Raw genomic sequence first — 13,135 nt, forward strand, 5'->3', positions numbered from 1 at the left:
CGGGCGCTAATCTGGCTGGGTGTCTGACTCCGAGGCGCCGGCCCCCGACGCGGTCACCGTGATCGGATTGCTGGGCCCGGTGGCCGTGGGCGTCGGAGCTCGCGATCCTGACACATTGGTGACGGTGGCAGGTGTGCGCGCCCGCCGTCTGCTGGCGTCGCTTGCGCTCGCGGACGGTCGAACACGATCGGCGGAACGGCTCATCGACGATGTGTGGACAGATGCGCCGCCCCGGTCTCCGATGTCGGCGCTGCACACCCAGATCTCGCGGCTGCGACCGCTACTCGGCACCGGCCGCCTGCAGGGTGGGGTCAACGGGTATCGCCTCGTCGACTGCCGAACCGACTGTGACATCGTCGCCGATCTGCTCGACGACCCGGACAGCGCGGCGTTGCATGCGGTCGCCAGGTGGTGGCGAGGCGTGCCCGGCGACGATCTCGGCGATGATGCGGGATCAGGTCTCACCGCCGAGATCCGGCGTCGCGCGGACGGATTGCGGTCGTCGCTCGACCAGCGACGCGTGGCGCGTGCACTGGCCGAGGGCGACTTCGCGGTGGCCCGCGAGATCGCCGACTCGCGTTGTCGCGCTGACCCATTGGACGAGACGGCGCATGTGGATCTGATGCGGGCGTTGGCCGGGCAGGGTCGGGTGGCCGAAGCCCTGGCGGTATTCACCCGACTGCGACGGACGCTGTCGCAGCACCTCGGAGTCGATCCGGGACCGCAGGCGATCGCACTCAACACAGACCTGCTGGCGACCGACCAACGCTCCGGCGACGCCGCGGCACCGGTGCCGCGGAGCCCGTCTGCTCCGCGGCGCGGGCACACCGTGGGGCTGATGGTGGACGCATCCGACCTCATCGGCCGGGACGGCGACATCCGCGAGATCGTCGATTTGTTAGGTCAGCACCGGCTCGTGACCGTGCAGGGGCCGGGAGGTGTCGGTAAGACCAGGGTCGCCCACCGGGTCGGCGCCGACCTCGCCGACACCGGGCGGCCGGTCTTCTACGTTCCGCTGGCCCCGGTCCGCAACGACGACGACGTGGTGGCCGCCATTGCTGCATCGTTGGGCGTCGGCGAGACCGAGATCGGCAGTGGTGCTCGACCGCGGGTGACGGTGGGCGACCTCGCCGATCGGCTCGTCGACGCGGTGCGCAGTCAGCGTGCGGTCATCATCCTGGACAACTGCGAACAGGTCGTGGGAAAGTGTGCGCGCGTCGTCGCCGACCTGCTGGCCGCCGAACCGCAGCTGTCGATCCTGACGACGAGTCGGTCGCCGTTGTTGCTGGCGGCCGAACAGATCTATCAGCTGCCGGTCCTCGATGTCGGGATCAGCGGTTCGGCGGTCGAGTTGTTCCGGCGGCGTGCGCGCGCCATCCGACCCGATGCACAGCTCCCTGCCGACGAGATCGCGCATCTGTGCCGGCATCTCGACGGACTGCCGCTGGCGATCGAGCTCGCAGCCGCGCGGATCCGGACGATGACGGTCGCCGAGATATCGCGCCGGCTCGGCGAACGATTCGCGCTGCTGCGCGGCACCGACCGCACCGCCCCCGATCGCCACCGCACCCTCTACGCCGTCATCGAATGGAGTTGGGAACTACTTGATCCCGACGCGCAGACGGCAATGCGCCGACTCTGCCGATTTCCGGCCGGTTTCACCGCTGAGGCCGCCGGGGTCGTCGTCGGACGATCGGGAGTCGCGCTCGACGACACGCTGGAGGCCCTGGTCAATCAGTCCTTGCTGAACGTGACCGAGTCCGATGGGCAGATTCGCTACCGAATGCTGGAGATGGTGCGGGAATTCGGCGAGGAACAACTCGGCAGGTGCGCGGATACCGACGAATCCGAGGTCGTCGACAGGGCGATGGCGCGGTGGGCGCGCCAGTTCGCCGACGCGGCCGAAGCGCGGACACGGGACGCGGTCGACGACCGGCTGTTGCGTTGGGTCGCACCCGATGTCGAGAACCTCGTATGGGTGTTGCGCCGGTCTGCCACCGCGGCGTCGGCGACGCGAGATCGGGAGGCGATCGACACCGTTGTGTCGGTCTTCCCGGTTCTCAGCGGATTCTGGATGGTCCGCGGACTGCACGGTGAGGTCATGTCGTGGGGTCCGCGCATCCTCGCGGTACTACCGACACCGTCGGTCGACCTGAGTGACTCGATGCGGCGACGTTGGCAGTTCACGGTGCTCGCGTCGATGGCTCACCTGCTGCTGCGGCGCGAGTATCGCTCGGTGGCCACCGGCCGCTACTACATTCGTCGCCTGCACCGGCCCGACCGGATCCATGACGAGCCGACCGAACTGCTCTCGGCGTGCGCATTGGCGCGTCACCCGCTCGCAGCCATGCGGTTCGTCTCCCGTGCCGCGCGGGCGAGCAATGATCAGGTGCGTACCGCGGCGCTGTCGATCCGGATGAATGTCCGGGAGAACTTCGGCAACCTCGATCAGGCGCTGTCTGACGGACTCTCGCTGCTCGTCATCGGTCGTGAACATCACAACTCGTGGATGTCGGGGATGACGCAGGTGACCATCGCCAGTCTCTACGGACAACGCGGCGGCTGGGACCGGGCCATCGGCTACTACCGGGACGGGATCGCCGATCTCGCGCGCCTCGGCGCCCGCGACGAGGAGATGCAGATCCGGTGCTACCTCGTGGCCACCCTCGTCGCGCTCGGGCGCATGGACGAGGCCGAGCGCGAGCTCGAGATCGCAGGTGACGGATGGCGGCCCGAGCACCCGGACCCGCAGGGCAATCCCGAGGTGATCGGGGCGATGATGCTCGGCTACGCGGAACTCGCCTTTGCCCGTGGCGACCACCAGGTTGCCGGTGAAATCTATTGCAGAGCAGCATTTCTCATCAGAAACAATCATCCGCTGGGTGCGCAGGATCCGGGGATGGTGCTGCTGTTGGGCACCGCGGTGGTCGGTATGGTCCGGGCCGGAGATGCCGCAGCCGCCGAGGAGTTCGTGGAACTCCTCGGCGACGGCATCAACCAGATGTTCGGCGCTGCGGGATGGCAGGATCAACCACAGGCCGGCGTGACCGCGATGGCTGCCGGGTATCTGCTGTGTGCGACCGGTCGCGCGGTCCCGCACGGGGCATGGCTACTCGCATTGGCGATGAGACTCGGTGCGCGCCAAGACTATCCGTCTCTTTACCAGGTGTACTCGACGATGGATGTGATCTCGGGCCGGACCTCCGGGGAGTGGCAGGCGCTCGTGGCCCGGGGTCGGACACTATCGCGGCGCCAGGCGGTGGACGAGGTCCGTTCCATCCTGGCGCCGCAACGTCGGTGATCGGGGGTTCGGTCAGGTGTTGCGCATGTAGGCGCGGACCGCGAGCGGGGCGAACACCAGGGTGATCACCGCCGCACCGAGCAGCGCCCACACCACATGGATGCCCACGTGGCCGTCCGCGGTCAGTTCCCGGACCGCGGTGACCAGGTGGCTGACCGGATTCACCTTCACGAAGCCCTGCAGCCAGCCGGGCATGGTGTCCACCGGCACGAAGGCATTCGACATGAACGTCAACGGAAACATGATAAGCATCGAGATGCCCTGCACCGCAGACGCCTTGCTCATCAGGCAGCCCATCAGGGCGAAGATCCACGAGACGGCGAAGCTGCAGATCATCACCAGAACCGCGGAGGCCACCACACCCCAGAAGTCGGGGCGCCAGCCCATGATGACGCCCATGATGATGGTGAGCACACTGGCGATCAGGTAGCGGATCACGTCGGCACCCAGCGCGCCCGCGAGCGGACTGATACGCGCGATCGGCAACGAGCGGAAGCGGTCGAAGACGCCCTTGTCCATGTCTTCGCGAAGCTGGGTTCCGGTCACGATCGAGGTCATCACCACCGTCTGCACCATGATGCCCGGGATGATGACCGGCAGGTAGGAGGCCACGTCACCGCTGATGGCCCCGCCGAAGATGTAGGTGAACATCAGCGTGAAGATGATGGGCTGGATGGTGACGTCGAAGAGTTGCTCCGGGTTGTGCCGGATCTTGAGCACCCCGCGGTAGGCCATGGACAACGACTGGCGGATCGTCTCGGCCAGTGACACCGATGTCTTCGCCTGCGGCCGAGCGGATGTGGTGGTGATCGCCGGGGACGTCCCGGATTCGATGGTGGTGGTCATCAGGCGACCTCCTTGCGTTTTGCGGCGGACTCCGCGTCATCGGCGGGTTTGCCGGTGATGGTGAGAAAGACCTCGTCGAGACTGGGCTTCTGCACGGTGATCTCGTCGATGTCGATGCCGCGCTCGCGCAGCGCGATCAGCACATCGGGGACGAGGTCGGATCGGGTCAGGCCCGCCGATATGCGCGCGGCCTCGGGGCTGAGGATGGGCGTCTCGCCGAGCACCGATGCCACGATCTCGCAGGCGGAAGCCGCGTCTGCGCGGTCACTCGGAACGAGTTGCAGAGTGTTGGCGCCCACTGATCGCTTGAGTTCGTCGGCGGTGCCGTCGGCGATCACCACTCCATGGTCGATCACTGCGATGCGGTCTGCGAGCTGGTCGGCTTCGTCGAGGTACTGGGTGGTCAGCAGCACGGTCGACCCCTGGCTGACCAGGTTGCGGATGGTGGACCACATCTGGGCGCGGGTGCGCGGATCTAGTCCGGTGGTCGGCTCGTCGAGGAACAGCAGTGGGGGAGTGTCGATCAGACTCGCCGCGAGATCGAGTCGGCGGCGCATGCCTCCGGAGAAGTTCTTCAGTGGCCGATTCGCGGCTTCGGTCAGGGAGAACTCTTCGAGCAGCTCGTCGGCGCGAGCGCGCGCGGCGGGGCGTGCGAAGCCCAGCAGGCGGGCGAAGAGGACGAGATTCTGCGCGGCGGTGAGATCTTCGTCGACCGACGCGTACTGGCCGGTGACACCGACCAGGGAACGGACGGCGACGGCGTCGTCGACGACGTCGTAGCCGAAGACCTTCGCCGAGCCGGCGTCGGGGCGCAGCAAGGTGGCGAGCATGCTGACCGTGGTCGTCTTGCCGGCCCCGTTGGGCCCGAGCACGCCGTACACCGAGCCGGTGGGTACCGCCAGATCCACTCCGTTGACGGCGCGGGTTGCTCCGAAATGTTTGACCAGTCCGCGGGCGTCGATCGCCAGGCCGGTCGAGGTCGAGGTTGTCATGCCGACGAGAGTGCCCGCCGGCTCTGTCGTGCGACTTGCGTCGGCTTGCACGCCGGTCACGGCATGGTGACGCCTGCTGTCGTGAGCTGTCGGGAAGCCGCGCTGCGCTGGGCGATGAAGGCCACGCCGAACAACATCATCGGGACCAACAGGTAGCCGAACCGACCCACCGGTGCGAGGAGGAAGAAGCAGGTGAACCCGGCTGCGGTGAAGGTGGCAGCCGAGGAGAACGAGCGCGGCGGACGCCTCAGCACACAGACCGCCAAGATGATCGCGCAGGCCACGAGCAGGATCATGTCGGCGTTGCGTCCGGCGGAGCCGAAGGAGGCCAACAGGACCCCGGGCATGGGGCTGTGTGCCGGTGTCGGGATGGGGCCGCGACCGGTCGGGAATTCGAGGACCTGGGCGATCGTGTCGGACACCGACAGGAAGGCCGGCAGTCCGAACACCGCGGTCGCCGTCGCGAACCATCCGGCGAATCTGAGGGTCACCGCGCGCGGAAAGCGAGTCACCAGCAGGGCGATGACGATCGGCACGCTCAGCAGCGCCACCCATTTGATGGCGACGGCGGCTGCGATGGCGATGGCGCCCATGCGTGGGCGTCGGGTGGCCACCGCAGCCAGCCCGAACAGCAGCAGGCCTGCCAGCGGCAGATCCACGCCGCTCGCACACATCTCCAGTGCGATGGTGGGCGACGCGATCAGCAGCACGGCGACGTGGCTCGCGCTTCGCGAGTCGACCCGGAGAAGGCGGATCGATCCCCAGATGCCCGCGATGGCGATGGCGGCACACCAGATCCTCGGGTCGCCGACGATCTGCCATGCGCTCTGTGGATCCAGCCCGCTCCGGGTCAACACTGCTGCGGGCAGGCCGAACACGGCCATCACCGGCAGGTAGGGGTTGACGTCGGTCACCGAGGTCGCGTCGTGGACGTACGGGATGCCGTGGGTGAGAAGCAGGTTTCCCGAGCGGGAGACCACGGCGATCTCGTCCTGCATCTGATGATGACCGGTCAACAGTGTGACGAAGGGCACCAGGACGGCTCCGGTGACCGCGGCAACACGCGCCAGTCGTACCCGGGGTACCCGCATCGAGGCGGGCATCATCGAGAGTCCCGCAGCGGTGCCGTAGCCGATCGCGGCCGAATGCGCCCAGGTGATGTGGCTGTCCAGCCCGGAGACCCGGAACAGTATGTAGGCGGTCACCCCGAAGGCGAGATAGGCCAGTGCTTCGGGGCGGTGTCGGGCGGTTCGTCGCAGGAACTCGCCGCATCGGGGCCGGTGACGTCCGTCGGCCACCGATTCGATTGTTTCGGCCCGGTCCGGCCGGATGTCGTCCGCCACGTGAATCCCCCAGGGTTTACTCTGGGGTACCACTTAGTTGTACCTAGCAACAACCGCTGTTGGTCGAACGTTCACCGATGGGGAGGCCATGACCGCAACGGCGCAGGAGGACGTCACCACTGAGCGGTCGGCACCGGCCGGCCTGTGGTTTCGCCTGAATCCGACGCTGACCAGGGTTCGGGGATACCTGTCGCAGCCTCGCTGGTGGCTCGAGATCGCCCTCATCTGGGTGATCTATCAGACGTACTCGTTCGTGCGGAACCTCGGCGGCAAGGATTCCGCGCCTGCCTTCGCCAACGGAACGGCCATCGAGGACCTCGAGAAGCGCCTGTTCATCGGTATCGAGCAGCCGGTGAACCACTGGGTCAACGCGAATCGCTGGATCGCCGATCTCAGTGCGCTGCACTATCACACGCTGCATTGGTGGGTGACCATCGGCGTGGCGGTGTGGCTCTATTGGACCAACCGGCCGGGCTATCGGCGGGCGTCGCTTGTGCTCGCGTTGACCACCCTGATCGCGTTGGCCGGGTTCTATCTCATCCCGACCGCGCCGCCGCGCATGTACGACGGGTACCACGATGTGATGGCGCAGACGGCGACCTGGGGCTGGTGGGAGACATCGGGTTCGCCGGGGCCCGAGTCGATGACCAATCAATTCGCGGCCATGCCGTCACTGCATTGCGGGTGGGCCATCTGGGCGGGTCTGATGATCGTGCTCTATGCACGACGGCCCTGGGTGCGGGTGCTCGGCGCCGTGTATCCGTTCACCACTTTCTTCGTCGTGGTGGGAACCGCGAACCACTACATCCTCGACATCGTCGCGGTGGCGGCGGTGATCGCGGTGGCGATGGTGATCGTCTACGCGCCCTGGCGTCAGGCGGCGGGCGCCGTACTGCGCAGGCCGGCGTCGTCGGACGCGCCGGCCCCGAACGCCCCGTCGGCCCCATCCATCCCGGCCGGCAGGTCAGAGGCGTAGCGGATCACCGCGCGCACCGGCCCGAGTCGGCGTTCGGTGGTCATGATCGCCCCGGCGAGTTGGTCGGGGTCATCGACGTCGGCGACGAGGGCCACCGTATGTCCGTTGTTGCCGAGCATGAACGGGACGACGGCAGAGTACTGACTGCCGACCACGCCGAAGGGGATGTCGTGGGCGAAGAGGGCTCGAGCGTGGTCGAGGACGGCCGGATCGTCGTCGACGACCACCAGTGCTACATCGGGACTGCGTGTGTTCTTTCTCATGGTCCAAGGATGATGCCGCAGGTTGGAGACCAACTCTGCCGTTGCTGTGAGGTGGCTGTGGATGCCTCGGTGGCCTGTGGATGACGTCGCGGCGACGCCGGTGGATGGGGCTAGGTTTCCGGTCCATGGGACGCAACCGGAAATCAACACCGCATGGTTCGAATTCTGGTCTATAACTGGCGGCGCATCGGGGAGGGCGCAGCTCCCGCCGGACACACACCACAGCGGCCGGTGCCGAGACATCGTCTCGACACCGGCCGCCGTGGTATGGACCGGTACTGCGCCCGGTCAGCTGTGGTATGGCTCGGCGCTGAGTAGCGTCACCTTGACGACGGCGCCGCTGGGCACGGTGTACTCGCGTGTCTCGCCGACCTTGGCGTCGATCAGTGCAGCGCCCAGCGGGGAGCTCGGCGAGTAGGTCTCGATGGAGCCGTCCTTGGCGCTCTCCTCGCGGGTGGCGATCAGGAAGGTCTCGGTGTCGCTCTCGTCACCGTCGTAGTAGACCTTGACCACCGAACCCGGCAGCGCGACGCCCGACTGGGTCGGTGCCTCGCCGACCTTGGCGTTGTTCAGCAGTTCCTGGAGCTGGCGGATACGTGCTTCCTGCTGGCCCTGCTCTTCACGGGCCGCGTGGTATCCACCGTTCTCCTTGAGGTCGCCTTCTTCGCGACGCTCGTTGATCTCGGCAGCAATGACCGGTCGGTTGGCGATCAAGGAATCCAGCTCGCCCTTGAGGCGGTCATGCGACTCCTGGGTCAGCCACGTCACCTGTGTGTCGGTCATCGGTTACTCCTTTGTGTTGTCCGCGCCCTCAGCACATTTTTGACCTGGGCATATGGACTGCTCTAAATGCAGCAACACGACCCCTCGCGGAGCCGTGTATTTACCGAGGATACCAGTCGTTGAGAGCTAAAGCACATCCGAAGTTTGCGAACGTGCCTCGTTCAGCGCTTGCTGATAGCTCGGTTCGCGCTTCTTCAACCACCCCACGACGAGATAGGTCAGCGGCATGATGATGATCTCCACCAACGTCTTCCAGACGAATCCGACGATGGTGTAGTTGATGAAATCGCCCCAGGTGGAGATGCCCAGCGCGGTGGCCGCGATCGAACAGAACACCAGCGTGTCGGCGAACTCACCGACCACCGTGGAACCGAGCAGACGTGCCCACAGATGGCGTTCACCTGCCCGTTCCTTCATCTTGACCAGCACGAACGAATTGAGGAATTCCCCGGCGAGATAGCCGGCGAGGCCGGCGAGCAGGAACTGGGGTACCACTCCGGCCACCGTCCGGAACGCTTCCTGCCCCTCGTAGAACTCGGCGGCGGGCAGTTCGATGGTCAGCCAGAAGCAGAGTGAGGCGATGGCCAGCACCACGAAGCCGGCCAGGATGGCCCGGCGCATCGCGCGGAAACCGTAGACCTCGCTGATGACGTCGCCGAGCACATACGCCAGTGGGAACAGATAGAACGCGCCGTCGGTGACCAGACCGTCCATCTGGATGGGGCCGAGCGAGACATGCAGCCAGTCGTCGAAGAGAATGACGCCCTTGGTGCCGGTGATGTTGCTGATCAGCATCACGCCGACGAACATCGCCAGCAGGTAGGCGTAGTACGGGCTCGACAGGGTGGCGAACACCGCCCGGTCGCGGAGCTTCTGCGTCACGGTGTCGAATCCGTGAGGTAGGCGGGTACATCCGCGGTGCAACCGAATACCTCGCCGATGACCGGTGGTTTGGAGGTGGTGACCTCGGTTCGCATCCCGACCTGAGTCTGCGTCCCACCCGGGATCAGGATCTCGCGGCGACCGGTCTCGTCACCATCGATCGAGCGACCACGCACCACGCACGCCACGGGACTTCCCGGATCGGCGCGGGTCACCGTGAACTGGACCGCGACCGTGGACTCGTCGATGAGGTCGTAGCCGGTGGCCTCACCGGACACGTCGGGCGTGGCGAACCGCGAGTAGCCGAGGATCGCGAGGCCGACGCCGGCGGCCACCACCAGCACCGAGAGTGCGATGAACCAGTTCCGCCGACTCCGTGCCGACTGCGCTGCCGGATAGGTGGCGCGCGGCCCACTACGAGGGGGCTCGGCGTCACCTGTGCCGGTGCCCCCGTCTGAACTGTTCACGCGTCAATACCTACCATGGGAGGAGTAACGATCCGAAGGTGAGGAAGCGTGACCGAATCTCACACAGGTGGACCCCACGCCGGTCTGCGTCTGATGGCGGTGCATGCGCACCCGGACGACGAATCGAGCAAGGGTGCCGCCACGTCCGCCAAGTACGCGGCGGAGGGACATGAGGTGCTCGTCGTCACCCTCACCGGCGGTGAGCGCGGCGACATCTTGAACCCGGCGATGGATCGCCCGGGCGTCAAGGAACGGATGAGCGAGGTCCGCCAGGAGGAGATGGCGAACGCGGCAGCCGCGCTCGGCGTGGCACAGACCTGGCTGGGCTTTGTCGATTCCGGCCTGCCCGAGGGTGACCCACTGCCGCCGGTGCCGGCGGGTTCATTCGCCGACATCGACATCGAGGAGCCGATCGAGGCGCTCGTCCGCGCGGTGCGAGAGTTCCGGCCGCACGTAATGATCACCTATGACGAGCACGGCGGCTATCCGCATCCCGATCACATCCGCGATCATGAGGTCTCGGTCGCGGCCTACGAGCGCGCCGGCGATCCCGACGCCTACCCGGATGCCGGAGAACCGTGGACCGTCTCGAAGCTCTACTACACGCACGGTTTCATCAAAGACCGCATGGTCTTGTTCTCCGACGAGTTCGAACGCCACGGCCAAGAGAGCCCGTTCAAAGAATGGCTCGAGCGGTGGGAGCGCGACCCGAGTCGCGGCGACCTGATGGGTCGGGTGACCACGCAGGTGGAGTGCGCCAAGTACTTCCCGCAGCGTGACGATGCCCTACGTGCCCACGCGACCCAGATCGATCCGAACGGGGTGTTCTTCGCCGTTCCGCTGGAATGGCAGCAGCGGCTGTGGCCCACCGAGGAGTTCGAGCTGGCGCGGACGCGGGTGAAGACGTCGATCCCGGAGACCGACCTGTTCGCCGGAATCGAGGAGCCGTGAGCGTCCTGGACCCGATGACGTTGTCCGCCGGTGTCCAGTTGCTGGCGGCCCAGGAACCCGAGGGACCCGAATTCGGCAAGGCCTCGCCGCTCGGATTGTTGGTCATCATCGTCCTGCTGGTGGCCACGGCCTTCCTGATCCGGTCGATGAACACGCAGCTCAAGAAATTGCCCAAGAAGTTCGATGCCGACCACCCGGAACCGGATCAGGCGTTCGACGACGGCACTGACTCCGTGGATCCGGACGAGGGCGCCGGGAGCGAGGGCGCCGGCAGAACCGGGCGTCGGCCGGACACAACAGATGGGGTGCAGGCCGATGAGCGAAGGAAAGCCGACACCTAACCTGCTCGGCAGTTCGACCAGTCCGTACCTGCGCCAGCACGCCGACAACCCGGTCGCCTGGCAGGAGTGGGGCGACGATGCGCTGGCGGAGGCGGCACGACGCGATGTGCCGATCCTGCTGTCGGTCGGCTACGCCGCGTGCCATTGGTGTCACGTGATGGCGCATGAGTCGTTCGAGGACGACGTCATCGCCGCGCAGATGAACTCCGATTTCGTCTGTATCAAGGTCGACCGGGAGGAACGGCCCGACATCGACGCGATCTACATGAACGCGACGGTGGCGATGACCGGCCAAGGCGGCTGGCCGATGACGTGCTTCCTCACGCCGAGCGGTGAGCCGTTCTATTGCGGCACCTACTTCCCGTCGACCGCGCGCGGCGGCATGCCGTCCTTCCCGCAGATAATGAGTGCGGTCAGCGAGGCCTGGGTCCAGCGTCGCGACGAGATCGCCGAGATGGGACGCAAGGTTCGCGATCATCTGCACGCCAACAGTGCCGCCTTACCCGTCGCCGATCTGGATGTCGACGATCGCCTGGTCGACCATGTCGTCGCGACCACGCTCGACGACGAGGATCGCGCGGCCGGTGGATTCGGTGGCGCCCCGAAGTTCCCCCCGTCGGCGTTGCTCGAGGGACTGCTGCGCGCTTCGGAACGTGACGGCGATCGCGCCGCTGTGGATGCGGTCGGCCGGACGTGTGCGGCGATGGCGCGCGGCGGTATCTACGATCAACTCGCCGGCGGATTTGCTCGCTATTCGGTCGACAATGACTGGGTGGTGCCGCATTTCGAGAAGATGCTGTACGACAACGCGCAACTCATCCGGGTCTACGCCCACCTCGCGCGTCGGACCGGCGACGTACTCGCGCGGCGGGTCACCGAAGAGACCATCGAGTTCCTCCGTCGCGATCTCGCGGTGGGCGGTGGCTTCGCCTCTTCGCTGGACGCCGATGCCGACGGGGTGGAGGGCTCCACCTACGTGTGGTCCCCGCAGCAGCTCGCCGACGTGCTCGGCGCCGACGACGGACTCTGGGCGGCAGAGGTTTTCGGCGTCACCGAGACGGGAACGTTCGAACACGGGACGTCGACGCTGCGGTTGCCCGATGACGTCGACGATCTCGACCGGCTCGCGTCGGTGCGGGCCCGGCTGTTGGCCGCGCGTGCGCAGCGGCCGCAACCGGCCCGCGACGACAAGGTCGTCACCGCATGGAATGCGATGGCCGTCACGGCGCTCGCCGAGGCGGGGGCCACGTTCGGCCGCGCGGACTGGATCGACCTCGGCGCCTGGTGTGCGCGGGCGCTGCTCGACACCCACCTCGTCGACGGCACCCTGCGGCGCTCCTCTCTCGACGGGCATGTCGGCGCACCGGTGGCGGCTCTCGACGATCACGCGGCGCTCGTCACCGCTCTGCTGACCTTGCATCAGGTCACCGGTCAGACAACCTGGCGTGACGAGGGTTTGGCGGTTCTCGATGCGGCGATCGAACTGTTCGCCGACGTTGCCGAACCGGGTGCCTGGTACGACGCGGCAGGCCATGACCTGGTCGCCCGTCCGCGCGATCCCGTCGATGGTGCGACTCCGGCAGGCGCCTCCCTCATCGCCGAGGCGTTGCTGGCTGCTTCTGCGCTCGCGAAGTTCGGTCCGGCCAGTCGCTATGCCGAACTGCTCGATCAGACACTCGCGCGCTCGACCGTGCTGTTGGCGAAGGTGCCCCGATCGGCAGGGCATTGGCTGGCCACCGCGGTCGCCCGGCTGCATGGTCCGCTGCAGATCGCGGTGGCCCAGTCCGACGACAGTTCCGGCGATCTCGCCGCGGCCGCACGCATCGCCGCGCCGGGTGGGGCCATCGTGGTAGCGGGAAAACGGGATTCGATACCGCTGCTGGATGGCCGTGGTCCGGTCAATGGTGCTGACGCCGCATATGTCTGCCGCGGAACGGTGTGTGACCTCCCGGTCACCGACCGAGATGCCCTGGCCGCCAAGCTCTGACCG

General features: G+C 66.8%; 12 protein-coding genes. 5 read left to right on the forward strand and 7 right to left on the reverse strand.

Annotation, left to right across the window (positions count from 1 at the left end; translation table 11 throughout):
• The first annotated feature begins 19 nt into the window (after positions 1-19).
• On the forward strand, positions 20-3,301 hold the full coding sequence (locus L1892_RS11085; protein ID WP_235723647.1) for an AfsR/SARP family transcriptional regulator: 3,282 nt from the start codon (positions 20-22) through the stop codon (positions 3,299-3,301).
• A 12-nt stretch (positions 3,302-3,313) separates the two neighbouring features.
• Here L1892_RS11085 and L1892_RS11090 read toward each other — a convergent pair whose 3' ends face one another.
• Genes L1892_RS11090 through L1892_RS11100 form a run of 3 tightly spaced genes read right to left on the reverse strand, consistent with a single transcriptional unit; the run spans position 3,314 to position 6,482 of the window.
• Positions 3,314-4,147 (reverse strand): ABC transporter permease, encoded by an 834-nt coding sequence (locus L1892_RS11090; RefSeq protein ID WP_235723648.1) that lies wholly within the window; start codon positions 4,145-4,147, stop codon positions 3,314-3,316.
• On the reverse strand, positions 4,147-5,139 hold the full coding sequence (locus L1892_RS11095) for an efflux ABC transporter ATPase subunit, DrrA-related (protein WP_235723649.1): 993 nt from the start codon (positions 5,137-5,139) through the stop codon (positions 4,147-4,149). Before L1892_RS11095 ends, L1892_RS11090 begins: the two co-directional genes overlap by 1 nt.
• Before the next feature lie 56 nt (positions 5,140-5,195).
• Positions 5,196-6,482, reverse strand: coding sequence for a hypothetical protein (locus tag L1892_RS11100; RefSeq protein WP_235723650.1), 1,287 nt, complete (start codon positions 6,480-6,482; stop codon positions 5,196-5,198).
• A gap of 88 nt (positions 6,483-6,570) precedes the next feature.
• On the opposite strand from L1892_RS11100, the gene L1892_RS11105 reads away from it, so the two are divergent.
• Positions 6,571-7,458 (forward strand): phosphatase PAP2 family protein, encoded by an 888-nt coding sequence (locus tag L1892_RS11105; protein ID WP_235723651.1) that lies wholly within the window; start codon positions 6,571-6,573, stop codon positions 7,456-7,458.
• On the opposite strand, the gene L1892_RS11110 is transcribed toward L1892_RS11105, so the two are convergent.
• From L1892_RS11110 to L1892_RS11125, 4 genes are all read right to left on the reverse strand, one after another.
• Positions 7,356-7,721 carry a hypothetical protein gene (locus L1892_RS11110; protein WP_235723652.1) on the reverse strand — a complete coding sequence of 122 codons (366 nt, stop codon included), beginning with the start codon at positions 7,719-7,721 and terminating at the stop codon, positions 7,356-7,358. The two genes, L1892_RS11105 and L1892_RS11110, sit on opposite strands and share 103 nt — an antisense overlap.
• Positions 7,722-8,009: 288 nt before the next feature.
• A complete protein-coding gene (gene greA, locus L1892_RS11115) occupies positions 8,010-8,504 on the reverse strand; it encodes a transcription elongation factor GreA (RefSeq protein ID WP_160903146.1) in 495 nt (164 codons plus the stop codon).
• Positions 8,505-8,630: 126 nt separating this feature from the next.
• On the reverse strand, positions 8,631-9,386 hold the full coding sequence (locus L1892_RS11120; RefSeq protein ID WP_235723653.1) for a queuosine precursor transporter: 756 nt from the start codon (positions 9,384-9,386) through the stop codon (positions 8,631-8,633).
• Positions 9,383-9,853, reverse strand: coding sequence for a DUF4307 domain-containing protein (locus L1892_RS11125; protein WP_235723654.1), 471 nt, complete (start codon positions 9,851-9,853; stop codon positions 9,383-9,385). Before L1892_RS11125 ends, L1892_RS11120 begins: the two co-directional genes overlap by 4 nt.
• A gap of 48 nt (positions 9,854-9,901) precedes the next feature.
• On the opposite strand from L1892_RS11125, the gene mca reads away from it, so the two are divergent.
• Genes mca through L1892_RS11140 form a run of 3 tightly spaced genes read left to right on the forward strand, consistent with a single transcriptional unit; the run spans position 9,902 to position 13,132 of the window.
• Positions 9,902-10,804: a mycothiol conjugate amidase Mca gene (gene mca, locus L1892_RS11130; RefSeq protein WP_235723655.1), complete on the forward strand. Its 903-nt coding sequence runs from the start codon at positions 9,902-9,904 to the stop codon at positions 10,802-10,804.
• Positions 10,805-10,818: 14 nt separating this feature from the next.
• Positions 10,819-11,145 (forward strand): hypothetical protein, encoded by a 327-nt coding sequence (locus tag L1892_RS11135; protein WP_235723750.1) that lies wholly within the window; start codon positions 10,819-10,821, stop codon positions 11,143-11,145.
• Positions 11,120-13,132, forward strand: coding sequence for a thioredoxin domain-containing protein (locus tag L1892_RS11140; RefSeq protein WP_235723656.1), 2,013 nt, complete (start codon positions 11,120-11,122; stop codon positions 13,130-13,132). The genes L1892_RS11135 and L1892_RS11140 overlap by 26 nt, the downstream gene beginning before the upstream one ends.
• The last annotated feature ends 3 nt before the right edge of the window (positions 13,133-13,135 follow it).

Origin of the sequence: Gordonia tangerina (genome assembly GCF_021556435.1) — a bacterium.
Classification (GTDB): Bacteria; Actinomycetota; Actinomycetes; order Mycobacteriales; family Mycobacteriaceae; genus Gordonia; species Gordonia tangerina.